At 69.7% G+C, this 17,228-nt stretch carries 16 protein-coding genes and 1 tRNA gene; 11 read left to right on the top strand and 6 right to left on the bottom strand.

Annotated elements, in window-relative coordinates; all coding sequences use genetic code 11:
• Positions 1-41: 41 nt before the first annotated feature.
• The 3 genes from HQM25_RS17035 to HQM25_RS17025 all read right to left on the bottom strand — a co-directional run bounded on the left by HQM25_RS17035 (position 42) and on the right by HQM25_RS17025 (position 1,280).
• Entirely contained in the window at positions 42-620 is a 579-nt protein-coding gene (locus tag HQM25_RS17035) for a hypothetical protein (protein WP_172991323.1), read from the bottom strand.
• A 103-nt stretch (positions 621-723) separates the two neighbouring features.
• Positions 724-797 (bottom strand) — tRNA-Gly (locus HQM25_RS17030).
• 72 nt (positions 798-869) lie between these two features.
• Entirely contained in the window at positions 870-1,280 is a 411-nt protein-coding gene (locus HQM25_RS17025) for an NUDIX hydrolase (RefSeq protein WP_172991731.1), read from the bottom strand.
• Here HQM25_RS17025 and HQM25_RS17020 point away from each other — a divergent pair.
• Both HQM25_RS17020 and HQM25_RS17015 read left to right on the top strand, forming a co-directional pair.
• A complete protein-coding gene (locus HQM25_RS17020) occupies positions 1,251-2,816 on the top strand; it encodes an SDR family NAD(P)-dependent oxidoreductase (protein WP_438803607.1) in 1,566 nt (521 codons plus the stop codon). The two genes, HQM25_RS17025 and HQM25_RS17020, sit on opposite strands and share 30 nt — an antisense overlap.
• Positions 2,810-3,019: a putative acetyltransferase gene (locus HQM25_RS17015; protein WP_172991321.1), complete on the top strand. Its 210-nt coding sequence runs from the start codon at positions 2,810-2,812 to the stop codon at positions 3,017-3,019. Before HQM25_RS17020 ends, HQM25_RS17015 begins: the two co-directional genes overlap by 7 nt.
• Positions 3,020-3,053: 34 nt before the next feature.
• Here the strand turns inward: HQM25_RS17015 and HQM25_RS17010 are convergent, their stop codons facing one another.
• The 3 genes from HQM25_RS17010 to HQM25_RS17000 all read right to left on the bottom strand — a co-directional run bounded on the left by HQM25_RS17010 (position 3,054) and on the right by HQM25_RS17000 (position 5,432).
• A complete protein-coding gene (locus HQM25_RS17010) occupies positions 3,054-3,890 on the bottom strand; it encodes a tryptophan-rich sensory protein (protein ID WP_172991320.1) in 837 nt (278 codons plus the stop codon).
• A 146-nt stretch (positions 3,891-4,036) separates the two neighbouring features.
• Entirely contained in the window at positions 4,037-4,822 is a 786-nt protein-coding gene (locus HQM25_RS17005) for an IclR family transcriptional regulator (protein WP_172991319.1), read from the bottom strand.
• Positions 4,823-4,874: 52 nt separating this feature from the next.
• On the bottom strand, positions 4,875-5,432 hold the full coding sequence (locus HQM25_RS17000) for a carboxymuconolactone decarboxylase family protein (protein WP_172991318.1): 558 nt from the start codon (positions 5,430-5,432) through the stop codon (positions 4,875-4,877).
• Between the two features lie 100 nt (positions 5,433-5,532).
• On the opposite strand from HQM25_RS17000, the gene HQM25_RS16995 reads away from it, so the two are divergent.
• The 9 genes from HQM25_RS16995 (at position 5,533) to HQM25_RS16955 (ending at position 17,205) form a co-directional block, all read left to right on the top strand.
• Entirely contained in the window at positions 5,533-6,291 is a 759-nt protein-coding gene (locus tag HQM25_RS16995) for an SDR family NAD(P)-dependent oxidoreductase (protein ID WP_172991317.1), read from the top strand.
• Between the two features lie 25 nt (positions 6,292-6,316).
• Positions 6,317-7,105 carry an SDR family NAD(P)-dependent oxidoreductase gene (locus HQM25_RS16990; RefSeq protein ID WP_172991316.1) on the top strand — a complete coding sequence of 263 codons (789 nt, stop codon included), beginning with the start codon at positions 6,317-6,319 and terminating at the stop codon, positions 7,103-7,105.
• A gap of 31 nt (positions 7,106-7,136) precedes the next feature.
• Positions 7,137-8,012: a fumarylacetoacetate hydrolase family protein gene (locus tag HQM25_RS16985; RefSeq protein WP_172991315.1), complete on the top strand. Its 876-nt coding sequence runs from the start codon at positions 7,137-7,139 to the stop codon at positions 8,010-8,012.
• Positions 8,013-8,021: 9 nt separating this feature from the next.
• Complete coding sequence (locus tag HQM25_RS16980) at positions 8,022-8,864, top strand: fumarylacetoacetate hydrolase family protein (RefSeq protein ID WP_172991314.1); 843 nt, start codon at positions 8,022-8,024, stop codon at positions 8,862-8,864.
• Positions 8,861-11,575, top strand: a complete 2,715-nt coding sequence (locus tag HQM25_RS16975; protein WP_172991313.1) for a family 78 glycoside hydrolase catalytic domain — start codon at positions 8,861-8,863, stop codon at positions 11,573-11,575. Before HQM25_RS16980 ends, HQM25_RS16975 begins: the two co-directional genes overlap by 4 nt.
• 129 nt (positions 11,576-11,704) lie before the next feature.
• Complete coding sequence (locus HQM25_RS16970; RefSeq protein WP_172991312.1) at positions 11,705-13,273, top strand: ABC transporter substrate-binding protein; 1,569 nt, start codon at positions 11,705-11,707, stop codon at positions 13,271-13,273.
• Between the two features lie 55 nt (positions 13,274-13,328).
• The gene (locus tag HQM25_RS16965) at positions 13,329-14,270 is read left to right on the top strand and encodes an ABC transporter permease (protein ID WP_172991311.1); all 942 of its coding nucleotides are present in this window, start codon (positions 13,329-13,331) and stop codon (positions 14,268-14,270) included.
• Positions 14,267-16,321, top strand: a complete 2,055-nt coding sequence (locus HQM25_RS16960) for a dipeptide/oligopeptide/nickel ABC transporter permease/ATP-binding protein (RefSeq protein WP_172991310.1) — start codon at positions 14,267-14,269, stop codon at positions 16,319-16,321. The genes HQM25_RS16965 and HQM25_RS16960 overlap by 4 nt, the downstream gene beginning before the upstream one ends.
• Entirely contained in the window at positions 16,318-17,205 is an 888-nt protein-coding gene (locus tag HQM25_RS16955; RefSeq protein WP_172991309.1) for an ATP-binding cassette domain-containing protein, read from the top strand. The genes HQM25_RS16960 and HQM25_RS16955 overlap by 4 nt, the downstream gene beginning before the upstream one ends.
• The last annotated feature ends 23 nt before the right edge of the window (positions 17,206-17,228 follow it).

The raw sequence follows: 17,228 nt of genomic DNA, 5'->3' as shown, positions 1-17,228 counted from the left end.
CTCGCCATCCGCCGTCGGGCATCGATCAGCGGCTCACGCCGTCAGAGGTCGCTGAAGTCGTTGCCGGGGAGGCTGATCTGCTCGATGCGGTCGCCGACCTCGATCATCACGTACTCGCGTCCGGGTTCGCCCGCGCGCACGAGGGATTCCGTCCCCTCGACGACGCGACCGTCGACGCCCATCCAGTCGGCCTCGCCGTCGCCGTCGACATCCCACTCGTTCCAGCCGCCGGCGGCGACGATGTCGGCGCGCTTGTCTCCGACGGCGAGGCCGCTCGAGGTCTGGACGGGAACACCGGCAATGCGGGGCGCCGAGACGGTGAGGCTCACCGTCGCTGGGGTCAGCACGGTCATGCTGACCTCTGTCCAGACATACCGGACGCCCATGACGTCTCCGCCGCCGAACGGATCCGTGATCGACGATTCGACAGGACTGCTTCCGGTGAGATCCGCGAAGAAAACACGAAGTCCCTCGGCGTCGTCGAGCGCCAAGAAGCCCTCGACGCCGTCGACCGCGAACGAGAGCCCGTCGAGGGAGACCACCATCGCATTCTCGAGCCAGGGCGACGGGGATGCCGTGGGCGTCGCCGACGCGGCCGGAGTCGCTGCGGAAGGTGTCACCGGCGAGGAGGCTCCGGGCCCTTCCGCCTCGGAGGCATCGGCCACGCACCCGGTCAACAACAATGCAGATGCTGCGATCAGGGCGGCGGCGACGCGAATCATGTGGAGGGGCTGACGGGAATCGAACCCGCGCTGTCTGCTTGGGAAGCAGAAGTTCTGCCATTGAACTACAGCCCCGGAGCCTGGAAGGGCACCGCGCTTCATACTACCCGCTGAGATCCGGCGTTCGCGCACGCCGGGCGCGGTCGCCTACGCAGCCGGGAGGAAGTACTCGCGTGCCAGCGGCGCGACCTCGAGGTGCTCGGCATCTGCGCGGGAGATCCACCGCAGCTCCGCGATCTCTGCGCCGACGACGGGGACCTGCGCGCCGATCTCGGCGGCGAAGACGTCGGCGACGACGAGGAACCCCGGTTCATTGGCTGCGGCCGCCGTGAACCGGCCGAGCGGACGCAGCTGCGACGAGGGGATGCGGATGCCGAGCTCCTCCTCGAGTTCGCGGCTGAGGGTCTCGTCGGCCGATTCGCCGGTCTCGGGCTTGCCGCCGGGCTGCATGAACGCGGTGGTCCCGGCCTTGCGCACGAGCAGCAGACGGCCCTCGGCATCGGTGATGACCGCGGCGGAGACGCGGAGATGGCGCGGCGGGGTGTGGTCGGCGGTCATGCTCACTGTCGCACGGTAACAGGTTGCGCACATCCTGCCGACGTAGGATCGCGTGTGCCTCACGAGACCCCTGCCACGTCCGACCTCCCGCCGAGCGGCATCGACCCGACGGAACTGGAGATCACGCTCCGCGTGCTGAAGGGGATGGCGGGACTCGACGAGACGCACCCGGACTTCATCGCCGTGCGCCAGGCCACCGCCAAGATGTTCAAGGCGGTCAAGAAGGTGCGCCGTCGTGAGATCCGCGAGGCGATCGCGCAGGCCGACCGTGCTGTGGTGGCCGCCACGGCGACCGGGGCGCCCGACCGCATCGACGACGAGACGCGAGGCATCCCGATCAGCGCCGCGACGACCGCCCCCATCGCGGGCACCCTCCTCAAGGCGCGCGGCTGCTACATCTGCAAGCAGCCGTACACGGTGGTCGACGCGTTCTACCACCAGCTCTGCCCCACGTGCGCGGCGATGAGCCACGCCAAGCGCAACGCGCGCACCGACCTCGACGGCAAGAGGGCGCTCCTCACCGGAGGCCGCGCGAAGATCGGCATGTACATCGCGCTGCGCCTGCTTCGCGACGGCGCCCACACGACGATCACCACCCGGTTCCCCCGCGACGCCGTGCGCCGCTTCAGCGGCCTGCCCGATGCGCCCGAGTGGATCGACCGCCTCAAGATCGTCGGCATCGATCTGCGCGACCCCGCCCAGGTGATCGGCCTGGCCGACGACGTCGCAGCTGCCGGCACCCTCGACATCCTCATCAACAACGCCACCCAGACCGTACGGCGGTCGCCGGGTGCGTACCAGCCGCTCGTGGATGCCGAGCTCGCGCCCCTCCCCGATGGTCCACTGCCCGAACTCGTGACCTTCGGTCACACCAACGACAGGCACCCCCAGGCGCTCGAGCGCTCCGTGACCGCGCATCCGATCCTCGCGGCGGCCGCCGCCCGGGCGGAGGAGCTGACCGAACAGGCCATGGCCGCGGGTTCGAGCTCGCTCGAGCGGCTCGCAGCCGGCACCGCGATCGATGCGGGCGGTCTCATCCCCGACCTCGACCACACCAACTCGTGGGTGCAGCGCGTCGACGAGGTCGACCCCCTCGAGATGCTCGAAGTGCAGCTGGCCAACACGACGGCGCCATTCCTCCTGGTCTCCCGGCTCCGACCCTCGCTGGCCGCCAGCAGCGCGCGGCGCACCTACATCGTGAACGTCAGCGCGATGGAGGGCGTGTTCAACCGCGGATACAAGGGCCCCGGGCATCCCCACACCAACATGGCCAAGGCCGCGGTCAACATGCTCACCCGCACCAGCGCTCGCGAGATGTTCGAGACCGACGGCATCCTCATGACGAGCGTCGACACCGGCTGGATCACCGACGAGCGCCCGCACCCGACGAAGGTGCGATTGGCGGAGGAGGGGTTCCACGCGCCGCTCGATCTCGTCGACGGCGCAGCGCGCGTGTACGACCCGATCGTGCGCGGCGAAGGGGGCGAGGATCTCTTCGGCGTCTTCCTCAAGGACTACGCTCCCGGCGCATGGTGAACCTTCCTTCGCCCGGCCGCCGCGTCGTGGTGCGCTATCTGCTGCCGACGGGGCAGGCCACGGACGCCCTCGGCCAGCTGCTCAGCGCCGACGAGACCACGGTCGTCGTCGACGGCAAACGGGGCGTGGAGCGCATCGCGCGTGTCGACATCATCGCGGCGAAGGAAGTGCCGCCCCCGCCCCCGTCGCGCAGGCGCCCGTAGCGCCCGCGCGGCGGGGGCGAACTCCCGTGTCGGCCTAGCCGCGCGCGAGGGCCTTCGCCCGATCGTGGCGCACGCGGGCGAACGCGGTGCCGGCGATGACGACGGCCGCCGCGACGACGGCGGCGACGCCCGTCACGGTGGATGCCGGCTCGTCGGTGATCCGGGCGACCGCCACCCACGCGATGCCCCAGCTCAGCGACGTCGCCGGCGCGATGCGCCCGCCGCCCCAGAGGGCCAAGGCCACTCCGATGACAGCGGCGACGGCCAGCACGATGACGGACCACACCTCAGCCGGCAGCCCGAACCCATCGAATCCGGCGGCGACGAGGATCGCGGTCGCGTTGGCCGCGGTCGCGATGATCACCCAGCCGAGGTAGAGACCGATCGCGCCGTCGGCGACGACCGCCTCGATCCGGTTCTTCGGCGTCGAGCGGCGCAGCAGCACGAAGAGATAGCAGAGCACCGCGAGCAGCGCGACGATGACCGGGAGGCTCAGGTAGAGCAGATCGGCCTGGACCACGCCGATCCACACGGCGTTGAGCACCAGCGATGCGAGCACCCACCAGCCGATACGGCGCTGCCGCTCATCGTGACGCTGGCCCGGAAGCGCCTGCCAGATCGCGTAGGCCAGCATCCCCGTGTAGATCACGCTCCAGATGCGGAAGGCGCCCGTTCCGGGAGCGATCAGCGTGGAATCGGCATCGAGGAATCCGCCCGACGCCTCCTGGATGGGCGTGCCGCCCAGCACGCCCGAGCCGATGAAGGCGGCGACGATGGCGAGCACCGAGCTCACGAGCACGGCGATCTGACGGAAGAGATCACCCGAGGCGGCGGTCGTTCGGGATTCGGCGGCGGACGTCGATGCGGTCATTTCCCACTCCTCATGTCGTGCGCGACACCGGAGCAGGCGCCCCGGCTCACTTGTACTGTTCCGCGGAACCTGGCCGTTCGGATGCACCGCGCCCCGACGGGGCTCACTCCCGCGCGCCGTCACCGGTCATCCCGCGCGGCCCCCGGTCATCCCGCGCGCAGTCGGAGCGTGATCTCGTCCGCGGTTGCGCGGAGGCGATCGAGGAAGGGCCCGCGCAGCTCGGCGAGCGTGTGACGGGTCGTCGCGACGGCGATGTTGATCGCCGCGGCTGGCTGGTCGTCGTGCCCGAAGACCGGCACGGCGATCGATCGCAGCCCGGCGGCGACCTCCTCGTCCTGAAGGGCGAAGCCGCGCTCACGCGTCTCGATGAGGCGGGGGAGCAGCTCTTCGACGGAGCGCGCGGCGCGCGGGCCCGCCGCGCGGTCGAAATCGAAGCCCGTGACGAGCGCCCGCACCTCGCTCTCCTCGAGATAGGACATCAGGAGCTTCCCCATCGATGTGAGAGGGGCCGGCAGGGTCGACCCGACCTGGATGTTCGCGGTCACCAGATCGGCGTTGCGGATGCGCGCCAGATAGAGAACCTCCGCACCGCGCAGCACCCCGAGGTTCACCGTCTCGGCGAGTTCCTCGGCGAGCGCCCGCAGCGGTCGCTCGGAGAGCTGGACCAGGCTGGATCCGCGCAGGGCGGCGGACCCGAGCGTGAGGACAGCGAGCCCCGGCCGCAGGGCGCCGTCGGGGAGCCGTTCGACGAACCCCCCCTCTTCGAGCGTCGCCACCACCCGGAACGCGGTGGGCATGGGGATGCCGGTGCGATCGCAGATCTCACGCAGCTTCAGGGATGTGGTCGACTCGTCGAACAGCCGCAGGACGTCGAGGCCTTTTGCGAGAGCTTCGATGCGGTAGCGGTTCGGCTTCTCGTCTTCAGCTTTCATCAGTCGGAACCGTATTCCCGTCGATCGTGTCGTGCAACCGCCACGACGGCGGTCACGTCGTCACCCGGAAGACGCGCAGGTGGAGGGCGAGCGTCGCGTAGTACCCGACCAGGGTGATCAATTCGAACAGCGTCTGGTCGCCGAGCGCGGCGTGCGCGGCATCCCATTCCTCGTCGTCGAGGTCGCCGGCCAGGAGCGCGAGCGTGGTCGAGGCGATCATCGACACGTCGCGGGGGACGCCGGACATGTCCAGAGCCCGCAGCGCCGCCAGGTCGGCGTCGCTGAACGCGAGCGATCGCGCGATCGCTTCGTGGGCGTCCCGTTCGAACGCGCTGTCCTCGTGCGCCGCGACCAGGAGGATCGCCGTCTCCCGCGCACGGTCGGTGAGAGTCGACCGGTAGCGGATCGCCGCGCCGAGGCCCTGGAGAGCCGCGCCGATCGCGGGGGAGCGCAGCATCGCGTCGAATGGCCCGCGCAGCGAGCCGTCGGGCGCGGTGAGCGCGAAGTGCTGCGGTCCGCGAGCGCGCGGCCCGCTGGTGATCGCCTCGTAGAGCTCGCTCTGCGGAGCGCTCAGCTCGACCGGCGTCAGCGGTCTGATGCGTGGTGGCACTGCTCCTCCTGGGTGATGTTTGACAGCGCGGCGGACTCCAGGTTACATTCATTTCGCGAAACTCACTTTCATTAAATGAGAAGTCACCAAAGGGGATGACATGGGCGGACACGACGACTGGCTCGGCCTCAGCGGTGCGCGGGTACTGGTCGCCGGCGCCGGCGGCATCGGGGGAGCGTGCGCCCGGGCGTACGCCCGAGCCGGGGCGACGGTCGCCGTGGTCGATCGTGATGCGGCCGCTCTCGCCGCTCTCGCCGCGGACGGCGAAGAGCGGTTCGAGACCATCGAGGCCGACCTCACCGCGCACGGTGAAGGCGAGCGGGTCACCGCCGAAGCCATCAGGCGACTGGGGGGCATCGACGTTCTCCTGCACGCCGTCGGCATCAACGATCGTCGTCCGATCCTCGAGTTCACCGAAGAGGAGTGGGATCGCATCGTCCGGGTCAACCTGTCGACCGTCTTCTCGCTCGCGCAGGCGACGGGGCGCCACATGGTCGCGCAAGGGCACGGGCGCGTGCTCGCCTTGTCGAGTGTCTCGGGCCTCCTCGCGCATCACTCGCACGGACCGTACGCGGCGACCAAGGGCGGCATCAATCAGCTGCTGCGCGTCATGGCCCACGAGTGGGCGCCCTTCGGTGTCACGGTCAACGCTCTGGCGCCCGGCTACATCGAGACCCCGCTCACTGCTGCGCACCTATCCACGCCGGGCAAGCGCGAGGCGCTCGAGAGCCAGGTTCCCGCGGGGCGCCTGGGCACGACCGACGAGCTCACCGGACCCGCGCTGTTCCTCTCGTCCAAGCACGCCGGATTCGTCACCGGACACGTGATGTACATCGACGGCGGGCGCACGCTCGTCTGATCCCGACCACTTCAAGGAGGCAGATATGGCTGAGGCTCAGATCTTCCCGCGGTTCGCGGGCAAGGCGGTGCTCGTCACCGGAGCCGGCACCGGGTTCGGCGCCGAGATCGCGGTGCGCGCCGCGCAGGAGGGTGCGAAGGTCGCCATCCACTACCGCTCTTCGCGCGCCGGCGCCGAGAAGACGCTCGCGCGCGTCCGCGAAGCCGGCAGCGACGGCATCCTCGTGCAGGCCGACATCGGCTCGTGGGACGAGATCAGGCGCATGGCCGACGAGGTGTGGGCGGCCTTCGGCACCCTCGACGTGCTCGTCAACAACGTCGGCGACGTGTCGAGCGAGCAGATGTCGTGGCGCGAGCTCACCCAGGAGACCCTGGATGCCGTCGTCGACATCGACGTGAAGGGCACGCTCCTGATGACCCACGAGTTCGGCGACCGGATGCTCGAGCAGCCGAACGGCGGCAGCATCGTGAACGTCGGCTCGACCGTGATCGTGCGTGGCTCGCCCCGCGCGCCCCAGTACGCCGCCGCCAAGTACGCGATCCTCGGTATCACGAAGTCGTACGCGAAGGTGCTCGCCCCCAAGGTGCGTGTCAACACGTTCGCGCCCGGTTTCATGGAGACCGAGCGGCTGCTGCAGCGCGAGGACTGGAAGAGCGGCCGACGTGAGGTTCTCATCTCGCAGACGCCGATGGGGCACATCCCGCCGCCCGAGTTCGTCGCCGGCACCTGCCTGTGGCTCGCGACCGATGAGGCCGCGCACCTGACCGGCAGCTACATGCTCGCCGACGGCGGCTTCAACATGGTCGGCGCCTGAGCCCCGGCATCCCAATCAAGGAGACATAAGAATGAAACTCATCACCTTCGACGAAGGCCGCGTCGGCCGCCTCGAACTCGAGGAGGGGCTCGTCATCGAACTCGACGTCCCCTCGACCCGTGAGTACTTCGAGCGGGAGGGCAAAGTCGCCGAGACCGGTGAGCGCCTCGACTACGCCGACGTGAGGCTGCGGGCGCCCATCGTCCCCAAGAAGTTCTTCCACACCGCCGGCAACTTCGCCGCGCACCACGAGGAGCTGGAGAAAGTCGACTGGTCGCATCCGGTGCACAAGGGCATCGTGTTCTTCCAGAACGTCGACGCGATCATCGGCCCCGAGGACGCGATCGTCTACCCCGATCACCTCACCAAGGAGATGGACTACGAGCTGGAGATGGTCGCCGTGATCGGCAAGCCGGGCAAGTTCTTCAGTCCCGAAGACGCGGTCGAGCACATCGCCGGGTTCACGATCTTCAACGACATCTCCGCGCGCGACATCCAGCGCAAGGAGATGGAGTCGGGCGTGTTCTCGTTCAGCAAGGCGATCGACACCTTCTGCCCGATCGGCCCCTACATCGTGACGGTCGACGAGGTGCCGGATTACCAGAACCTCGCCATGGAGCTGCGCGTGAACGGCGAGAGCCGTCAGAAGGGGAACACCAACGAGATGCTGGTGACGATCCCGCATCTGATCTCGTATCACTCGCCGCAGATCTTCAGCGCCGGCGACCTGATCTCCACCGGCACGATCCGTGGCGTCGCGGCGATCCAGGAGAACCCGTTCGACTTCTACCTCACTCCGGGCGACGTCGTCGAGGCGGAGATCGAGGGCCTGGGCGTGCTGCGCAACAAGGTCATCTCGTGGGAGGAGCGCTACGGCGAGCCGGCTCCCCAGCGGGTCGACTGGTAGGCCGGCCTCGTGAGGATCGCGAACCTCGCGGGTCGCGCTGTCATCGTGGTCGACGACCGTGCGGTGGACATCGCCGCCGCGTCGGACGGGCGCCACGGACCCGACCCGCAGTCGCTCTTCGATGACTGGGACGGATTCCGCGCGTGGGCGGCCTCGGCGGACACGCCGCCGGGCGTCCCGTTCGGGACGTCCGATCTCGCGGCGCCGGCGCCCCGCCCCCGGCAGGTGTTCGCGATCGGCCTCAACTACGCCGAGCACGCCGCCGAGGCCGGCTACCCGCCCGATGAGATGCCGGTGACCTTCACGAAGTTCCCGACCTCGATCGTCGGACCCGATCACGTCGTCGAACTCCCGGAGGGGAACGTCGACTGGGAGGTCGAACTGGTCGTCGTGATCGGCCGGGAGGGGTTCCGCATCGCCCGTGAGGACGCGTGGAGCCACGTCGCGGGACTCACCATCGGCCAGGATCTGTCCGAGCGCGTCATGCAGCTGCAGGGGACCCTCCCGCAGTTCAGTCTGGGCAAGTCGTTCCCCGGCTTCGGACCGACCGGACCCTGGATCGTCACACCCGACGAGTTCGACGCCCGCGACGACCTGGCGATCTCGTGCACGCTGTCGGGGGAGCGGATGCAGTCGTCGCGCACCTCGATGATGCTCTACGACGTTCCTGAACTGCTCGCGCGGCTGTCAGCGGTCGCCACGCTCCTGCCGGGCGACCTCATCTTCTCGGGCACGCCCTCGGGGATCGGCAACCGCCGCACGCCGCCGCGCTTCATCGGCCCCGACGACGTCCTGGTGAGCGAGATCGAGGGGATCGGCTCGCTCGTCACCCGTTTCACCGCAGTCGGATGACGAACACCGTCGCCCCCCACAGCATGAGCGCATGCCGGGACCTGCGCACCGAGCACCTGATCGCGCCGATCGCGATCGGCACGGAGCGTCCGCGCTTCACCTGGATCCCGGGAGGCGAGCAGCGGGCCTGGGAACTCGACGTGGAGGATGCCGCGGGCGAAACGGTCTGGCGCGCCGAGGGCACCGGATTCCCCCGAGGTCCGGTGGTCTACGACGGCACGGCTCTCGACGCGAACGGGGCGTACGCCTGGCGGGTGCGGTCGCTCACCTCGGAGGGGTGGACGGCCTGGGCGACGTCGACATTCGGCGTCGCTCTGCTTCGCCCGGGCGACTGGCAGGCGCCGTGGGTGGAACCCGCCCAAGCGGGCACCCTCATCGAGCGGTGGACGCTCCTCGACTGGATCCGCGGCGGCGGTCCGGCCACGCCGGAGCAGGACCGCCTCCGGCCGGCGAACCTGGTCCGCCAGGCGATCGAGATCGACCGGCCGGTCGTGCGGGCACGCCTGTACGCGACTGCACGGGGGATCTACCAGGCGACGGTGAACGGCGTGACGGTGGGCGACGAGGTGCTCGCGCCGGGATTCGACTCCTACCTGCACCGTGTGAGCGTGCAGTGCTACGACATCACCGCAGCGCTCCGTCCGGGGGAGAACGTCATCGGCATCGCCGTGGCCGATGGGTGGTGGACGGGGCGCATCGGCATCACCGGTTCGAGCGCCCAGTTCGGTCAGCGCACCGCCGTCGCCTGGCAGGCGCACATCGATTACGCCGACGGCGCGACCGAGGTCATGATGCTCGGCGCTCGCGCGCGCAGTTCGGCGGGTCCCTGGCTGTACGCGGATCTGTTCGTGGGTGAGTGCTACGACGCGCGGAAGGCCCGGCCAGGCTGGGATGCCGTCGGGTTCGACGCCTCGGACTGGCAGCCGGTGCGCGTGCTCGAGGACTCGACGCACACCCTGGTTCCGTTCACCGGGGAACCTGTCCGTCGGGTGGGTGAGGTGGCACCTGTCGACGTCCGCGAGACGGACGAGGGCGCGCTCATCGACTTCGGCCAGGTGCTCGTCGGGCGTGTGCGTCTGCGGTTGCGGGGTCTGCCTGAGGGGCGGCGGATCACCATCGAGCACACCGAGGTTCTCACCGCCGACGCCGCGTGGTTCCAGAACATCGTCGGCATCAACAAGGAGCAGGCCGATGTCTTCGTATCGTCGGGCGAGGACGCCGACTACGAACCGGCATTCACGTTCCACGGCTTCCGCTACGCCCGCATCGTCGGATTGGACGCTCTGCCCGCGCCGGCCGATGTGCGGGCCGTCGTCCTGGCGAGCGATCTGGCGGACGCCGGGTCGTTCGAATGCTCCGACCCGCGACTGACTCGTCTTCACCGGAATGCGGTCTGGAGCCAGCGCGGGAACTTCGTCTCGATCCCGACGGACTGTCCGCAGCGTGAGCGCGCCGGCTGGACCGGCGACATGCAGGTCTTCGCGCCCGCCGCGACGAACAACTCCCGTGTGCTGCCGTTCCTCGAGCGCTGGCTGGCCAACGTCCGGGCTGACCAGTTCAGCGACGGCGCGGTGCCGATCTTCTCCCCCTGGTCGCCCGTGAACTCCGACATGGCGGCGACCGAGGGCGGTATCGCCGCGGTGTCCCGCGCGGCGGGGTGGAGTGACGCGATCGCACTGGTGCCCTGGACCCTGTACGAGCGCTACGGCGACCCGCGGGTGCTCGAGGAGAACTGGCCGGCCATGCTCCGATGGATCGACTATCAGCGCGAGGTCGCCCGCACGCGCGTCCCTGATCGCCTCGCCTCCACCGAACTCGATCCCGTCACGCGCGACAGGCAGGCGCTCCTCTACAACTCCGATCAGAACTTCGGCGACTGGCTCGCCCCGTCGACGCTCGAGGGGCGACCCGTTCACGAAGCGATCGGGATCGCGCCCGCCCTGACCGGCGAGTACATCGGGCCGATGTACCAGGCGCAGACGCTCACCGTCGCCGCGCGTGCGGCGGAGATCCTCGGCCGTCCCGAGGAGGCGGCGGACCTCGCTGCGCGCGCGGCCGAGGTTCGAGCAGCGTTCGCCGCCGAGTACGTCGACGTGTCCGGTGGGCTGCCTGTTCCGCTCCAGGGGCTGTACGTGCTGGCGCTCGCCTTCGACATGATCCCCGAAGACCGTCGGCGGGGCGCCGCCGCGCGTCTGGCGGAACTGGTCCGGGCGCGCGGTGATCGGCTGGACACCGGGTTCCTCGGTACGCCTCACCTGCTCGATGTGCTGTGGGAGACCGGATATCGCGACCTCGCGCGACGAGTGCTGTGGCAGTCGGAGCCACCTTCGTGGCTCTACGCGGTCGACCGGGGAGCCACGACGATGTGGGAGAACTGGGCGGCGATCGCCCCCGACGGCACACCTTCCGCGACGTCGTTCAACCATTACGCGTTCGGCTGCGTCGATGACTGGCTGTTCCGCCGGATCGCGGGCATCCGCCCGACGGCTCCCGGGTACGCCGAGGTCGTCATCGAGCCCGACCTCGATTGCGGACTGTCCTGGGTCCGCGCGCACGTGGATACGCCCCGCGGGCGTATCCAGCTGGCCTGGGAACGCGGACGGACGCTCGAGCTCTCGCTGCCCCCGGGGGTGTCCGGGCGGGTCCGCACGGGCGATGACGTGGTCGTCGTCCACGAGGGAACGACTCTGGTGGCGTTAGGGCTCGCCTAACGCTCTCGGCAGACTTCCAACTGGCCAAATGCGCTTTCGCTGAACAAACTGAGGAAAGCAGTCGCGGACCCGTACCGCGAAGGTGACAGCGCAGTCCCACTCACAGCACATCGATCATTGGAGATTGAGATGTCTCGATTCACACCCTCCCGCCGAGGGGCGTTCGGCATTGCGGCGGTCTCCGTCGCGGCGATCGCCCTGACGGCCTGCACCAGCGCCGGCGGCGACGGCGACGGCGACGGCGATGCCGCGGCCACGACGCTCACCATCGGCGTCGACTCCGATTCGGCGGCGCTCGGCTACGACCCCCTTCGGTACGGCAGCGGCCAGCGGTTCTTCTACGAGGGCCTGTACGACTCGCTGTTCCTCATCGATGCAGACGGGCAGGTCGTTCCCGACCTCGTGACCTCGTTCGAGTACAACGACGAGCAGACCGAGCTCACCCTCGACCTCGACACGAGCGCGACCTTCGCCGATGGGTCCTCGCTCACCGCCGAGCTGGTGAAGCAGAACCTCGACTTCCGGGGCGACGCCGACCTGTCCGCCTACAGCGGCTTCGCCGAGGGGGGAGAGCAGGAGATCACCGACGTCACCGTCGTGGACGACGACACCGTCACCCTCGCCTTCGCCGCCCCGTCCCCCGGATTCGAGGCGAACCTGGTGCTCCCGGCCGGCGCGATCGTCGGACCCACGGGGGTCGCCGACCGCTCCAGCCTCGATTCCGCGGCCGACGGCTCCGGCCCGCTCGAGATCGATGCGGATGCCACGGTCAAGGGGAACTCCTACCTCCAGGTCAAGAAGGCCGACCACCCCGACGCCGACGAGTACCCCTTCGACACGTACGAGTTCCGTCCCATTCTCGACCCGCAGGCGCGCGTGAACGCGGCCATCTCGGGCGAGGTCGACATCGCGAACATCACCTCCGACACGCAGGCACAGGTCGAGTCCGCCGGAGTAGGCCTCGTCGCCAACGGCGGCGTGGTGCAGAACCTGCTGCCCTTCGACAAGAACGGGTCGCTCGCCCCGCAGTGGGCCGATCCGCAGGTGTGGAAGGCCCTGTCGATCGCCATCGACCGCGACGCGTACGTCAACGCCGTGCACCCCGGCGACATCCCCACCGCGAACGTGCTGCCCGCTGACAGCCCGGGCTACATCCCGGCCCTCGAGGACGAGTACGCCTACGATCCCGAGGGCGCGCAGGAGCTTCTCGCCGAGGCCGGCTACCCCGACGGATTCGACTTCGAGTTCGTCATCAACAGCGGCAGCCAGCGCGACCTGGAGGCGATCCAGCCCTACTGGGCGGCGATCGGCGTCGACGTCACGCTCAAGAACGCCGCCTCGACCGAGGAAGTGTTCGCTGCCGTGCAGAACACCCCGCTGGGCGGCCCGATCCCGCTGACGTGGACCAACCCCGCCGGCAACGTCTTCGGTGTGCTGTTCGGCTTCGCCAACTTCCACGGTGCCGAGAACCCCGACATCCAGGCCGCGGTGGGCGCCTACGGAGCGGCGGCGGGTGACGCCGACGCACAGGCGGCCGCGCTCACCGACCTCAACGAGGCGATCGCGACCTCCGGCTGGCTCATCCCGCTGTTCGAACAGCTCTCGCCGTGGGCGTACGACACATCGACCCTCGATGAGCCGTCGTTCCCCGGAACCGAGTCCTTCCCGATCCTGGCGACGCTGACGCCCGCTTCCTGATGCCCGGTGCGGCGTCGGCGACTGCGCCGGCGCCGCCCCGGACAAGGAGTCATCCATGCTCGTCTTCCTCCTCCGCCGCGTCGGGTTCGCGATCCTGACGCTCCTCGTGGCGTCCTTCCTCGCGTTCGTCCTCGTGCACCTCTCCGGCTCGACGCCGGGTGCCGTCGCCCTCGGCATGTCGGCGACACCCGAGCAGGTGGTCGCGTACAACACCGAGGTCGGCTGGTACGACCCGTGGCCCGTCCAGTTCGCGAACTGGGTCGCCCAGGTGCTGCAGGGCAATCTCGGCACCTCCCTCATCGACGGGCGCGAGATCGGCCCCGACATCGCCAAGCGACTGCCGGTCACGGCGGCGCTCGCCGTCTTCGGCACGCTGCTGAGCGCCGTCGTCGGAATCGCGATGGGGGTCGCGGCCGCGGTGCGCGGCGGAACCGTCGACCGATCGATCACCGTCGCGACCGGGATCATGCTCTCGCTGCCGGCGTTCTGGGTCGGCGTGATCCTCGTCTACGTCTTCGCCGTCCAGCTCCGCCTGCTGCCGGCCACCGGATTCGTCCCCTTCGAGGTGAACCCCGAGGCCTGGGCGCGGTCGCTCGCGCTTCCCGTGCTCACCATCGCGATCACCTCCGCCGCCGGCATCGCACGGCAGACGCGCGCATCGATGGCGGAGGTCCTGACGCAGGAGCACATCCGCACGCTGCGCGCGGTCGGCACCCCGATCCGCCGCATCGTCTACATCCACGCGCTGCGCGGGGCGAGCCTGCCGATCATCGCCAGCGTCGCCGTGCAGTTCATCATCCTCTTCGGCGGCTCCGTCGTGATCGAGATCCTCTTCGCACTTCCCGGGATCGGCCAGGCCATGCAGGCGGCCGTCGGCTCGGCCGATCTGCCGTTCGTGCAGGCACTCGTGCTCGTGGCCACGCTCGTCGTCGTCGCCGTGAATCTCGCGCTCGAGCTGCTCAACCGGACCCTCGACCCGAAGCTGCGTGCCTCATGACCGTTCCCACGACCTCCGTCCTCGTCGCCCGTCGTCAGCCGCCTCGCCGGCTGAAGGGCCGCGTCCTGCGCTCACCCACAGCGATGCTGTCGATCATCTGGCTCGCCGGCCTCGTGCTGGCATCGCTGACGGCCCCGCTGTGGGTGCGCTACGGGCCGCTCGAGCAGGACCTCACCGCAGTGCTGCAGGGCCCGAGCTGGGAGCACCTGCTCGGAACGGACGAGCTCGGACGCGACCTGCTCTCCCGCATCGTCACGGCAGCCGCGCCGACCCTGTTCATCGCGCTGCTGACGCCGATCGTCGCCGTGGCGGTGACCACGCCGGTCACGCTGTGGGCTGCCCGGCGGCCTCGTGTCGAGGCCGTGATGGGGCGCGTGAGCGAGATCGTCCTGTCGCTGCCCGGCATGGTCATCATCCTCGCCGTGATCTCGGCCGTCGGAACGAACATGGCCGTCGTCATGGCGATCTTCGGCCTCTTGGTCTTCGGCGCGATGTACAAGGTGTTCATCGGGCAGGCGATGTCGCTGCACAAGCAGCTCTACGTCGAAGCCGCCGCGGTCGACGGAGTCAGGCCGATGCTGGCGAGCATCCGTCACGTGCTTCCGAACATGTCCACGACGGTGATCGTGCAGTTCGTCCTGCTGTTCGGTGCCGCGATCGGGATGCAGGCGGGCCTGGCGTTCATCGGGCTCGGACCGCAGCCGCCCGAGCCGACCTGGGGCGGCATGATCCAGACCGCCTCGCGGTTCATCTTCCAGCAGCCCTGGATGATGGTGCCGACAGGGGGCGTGCTCGCGCTCACGATCATCTCAGCCAATGCTCTGGCCGATGTGCTCGCGGGAGGGGCGGCGACCCCGCCGCCCCTCATCTCCCTGCGCCGCCGCCGCCGCACTGCCGCGTCGACGGGCACCTCGTCGACGGGCACCTCGTCGACGGGCGCCGCGTCGACGGGCACCTCGTCGACGGGCACCTCGTCGACGGCGGCCGCGGACGATGCCGTGCCGACGCCCGCTGCATCCCCCTCGCCGACGGGTTCGGGCCTTCGCGTGCGCGACCTCGTCATCGGCGTCGACGACGGGCCCGCACTGGTCACGGGTGTGACGTTCGATGTGCAGCCGGGCACCGTGATGGGACTGGTCGGGGAATCCGGCTGCGGAAAGAGCGTCACCTCGCACGCGCTGCTGGGGCTGCTGACGCCGGGGCTGTCCGTGCGCTCGGGAAGCATCCTCTGGGGCGGGATCGAACTCGCGGGCGCGGGCGAATCAGCGCTCGGCCGCGTGCGCGGCGACGAGATCGCCTACATCTCGCAGGAGCCGACGCGGGCGCTGGACCCGATGTTCACCGTGGGGTGGCAGCTGACGGCCGCGATCCGGCGGCTGCGGGGTGCTTCGCGTCGCGAAGCGACGACGCTGGCACAGCGCCTGCTCGAAGACGTGGGCATCGTCGACCCGCCCCGCGTGCTCAAGAGCTATCCGCATCAGATCTCCGGCGGCATGGCACAGCGCGTGGCGATCGCACTCGCTCTGGCCGGCACCCCGCGCCTGCTCATCGCCGATGAGCCGACCACCGCGCTCGACGTGACCGTGCAGGCCGAGATCCTGGGGCTCCTGCGCACCCTCGTCGCCGAGCGCGACATGGCCATCGTGCTGGTCACCCACGACCTCGGCGTCGTCGCCGACCTGTGCGATCAGGTCGCGGTGATGTACGCCGGTCAGCTGGTCGAGACCGGCTCCGTGCGCGATGTGCTGATGGCTCCCGAGCATCCGTACACCATGGCGCTGCTGGCATCGGACCCGCACGCCGCCGTCGGGCTGGCGGAGTCGACCCATCTGGCGTCGATCCCCGGGCAGGTGCCGGCGCCCGCATCCTGGCCGAGCGGCTGCCGCTTCGCCGAACGCTGCCGCTTCGCCACCGAAGACTGCCTCAGCACCGTCGAACTCACCCCGCGTTCGGCGGGCGTCGGCGCCGTGCGATGCGTGCGGGGAGACGAGGTCATCGGACGCCAGCATGAATGGCGTACGCCTGTCACGATCGGAGGACACGGGTCATGAGCACCGCAGAAACCGCGGGCGCGGCATCCATCCCCGGCGAGGCACCGCTGCTGGAGGTGCGGGATCTCGTCGTGCGGTACAGCAAGAAGAGCGCGCCGGCGGTCGAAGACGTATCGTTCTCGATCGCGCGCGGCGAGACGCTGGGTCTGGTCGGAGAGTCCGGCTCGGGAAAGACGACCATCGGCAAGGCGATCCTGGGACTGCAGCCCGTGACGAGCGGTCAGATCCTGTTCGAGGGACGGGACATCACCCACGCCGGGCCCGCGGAGCGCAGAGCGCTCCACGGCGACCTGCGCGCGGTGTTCCAGGACCCGTTCTCGTCGCTGAACCCGCGTCGACCCATCGGCGATGCGATCGCCGAGCCGCTGCGCGTGGCCGGGGCGGCGAAGGCGGAGCGCGCGCGGCGCGTCGAGGCCGCGCTCGAGTCCGTGGGCCTGCCGCGTGATGCCGGTGCGCGGTACCCGCGCCAGTTCTCCGGCGGGCAGCGGCAGCGGATCGCGATCGCGAGAGCCCTGGTCACGGACCCGCGCCTCGTGGTCTGCGATGAAGCGGTCAGCGCACTCGATCTGTCCACGCAGGCGCAGGTGCTCAACCTCCTCGCCGACCTGCGGCGCGGCGCGGACCTCGGCTATCTGTTCATCGCCCACGACATGGCCGTGGTGGAGTTCCTCGCGCAGAGGGTCGTCGTGCTCCATCGCGGGCGAGTGATGGAGCAGGGCTCCACCGCGCAGGTCATGAACCACCCGCAGAATCCGTATACGCGCGTGCTCATGGCCGCCTCGCCCGTCCCCGATCCCGACGAGCAGGCGCGTCGTCGCGCAGTCTGGCGGGAGATGCGGGAGACGTGGCGCAGCGAGACCGGGGTGATCACGGTGTCGAAGTGACCCCGTTCGGCGTGCGAACGCGG

The sequence above is a fragment of the Microbacterium hominis genome, assembly GCF_013282805.1.
In the GTDB taxonomy this organism is placed as follows: Bacteria; Actinomycetota; Actinomycetes; order Actinomycetales; family Microbacteriaceae; genus Microbacterium; species Microbacterium hominis_B.
The sequence above is the reverse complement of the archived record's forward strand: the minus strand, read 5'-3'. Positions and strand labels throughout refer to the sequence as shown.

Bases quoted from the DNA above. Each gene is read 5' to 3' on its own strand.
- HQM25_RS17020 (WP_438803607.1), top strand. From the start codon at position 1,251: ATGGCGCGGCGGGGTGTGGTCGGCGGTCATGCTCACTGTCGCACGGTA.
- HQM25_RS17025 (WP_172991731.1), bottom strand. From the start codon at position 1,280: ATGACCGCCGACCACACCCCGCCGCGCCATCTCCGCGTCTCCGCCGCG.
- HQM25_RS17015 (WP_172991321.1), top strand. From the start codon at position 2,810: ATGGTGAACCTTCCTTCGCCCGGCCGCCGCGTCGTGGTGCGCTATCTG.
- HQM25_RS17010 (WP_172991320.1), bottom strand. From the start codon at position 3,890: ATGACCGCATCGACGTCCGCCGCCGAATCCCGAACGACCGCCGCCTCG.
- HQM25_RS17005 (WP_172991319.1), bottom strand. From the start codon at position 4,822: ATGAAAGCTGAAGACGAGAAGCCGAACCGCTACCGCATCGAAGCTCTC.
- HQM25_RS16995 (WP_172991317.1), top strand. From the start codon at position 5,533: ATGGGCGGACACGACGACTGGCTCGGCCTCAGCGGTGCGCGGGTACTG.
- HQM25_RS16990 (WP_172991316.1), top strand. From the start codon at position 6,317: ATGGCTGAGGCTCAGATCTTCCCGCGGTTCGCGGGCAAGGCGGTGCTC.
- HQM25_RS16985 (WP_172991315.1), top strand. From the start codon at position 7,137: ATGAAACTCATCACCTTCGACGAAGGCCGCGTCGGCCGCCTCGAACTC.
- HQM25_RS16975 (WP_172991313.1), top strand. From the start codon at position 8,861: ATGACGAACACCGTCGCCCCCCACAGCATGAGCGCATGCCGGGACCTG.
- HQM25_RS16970 (WP_172991312.1), top strand. From the start codon at position 11,705: ATGTCTCGATTCACACCCTCCCGCCGAGGGGCGTTCGGCATTGCGGCG.
- HQM25_RS16965 (WP_172991311.1), top strand. From the start codon at position 13,329: ATGCTCGTCTTCCTCCTCCGCCGCGTCGGGTTCGCGATCCTGACGCTC.
- HQM25_RS16960 (WP_172991310.1), top strand. From the start codon at position 14,267: ATGACCGTTCCCACGACCTCCGTCCTCGTCGCCCGTCGTCAGCCGCCT.
- HQM25_RS16955 (WP_172991309.1), top strand. From the start codon at position 16,318: ATGAGCACCGCAGAAACCGCGGGCGCGGCATCCATCCCCGGCGAGGCA.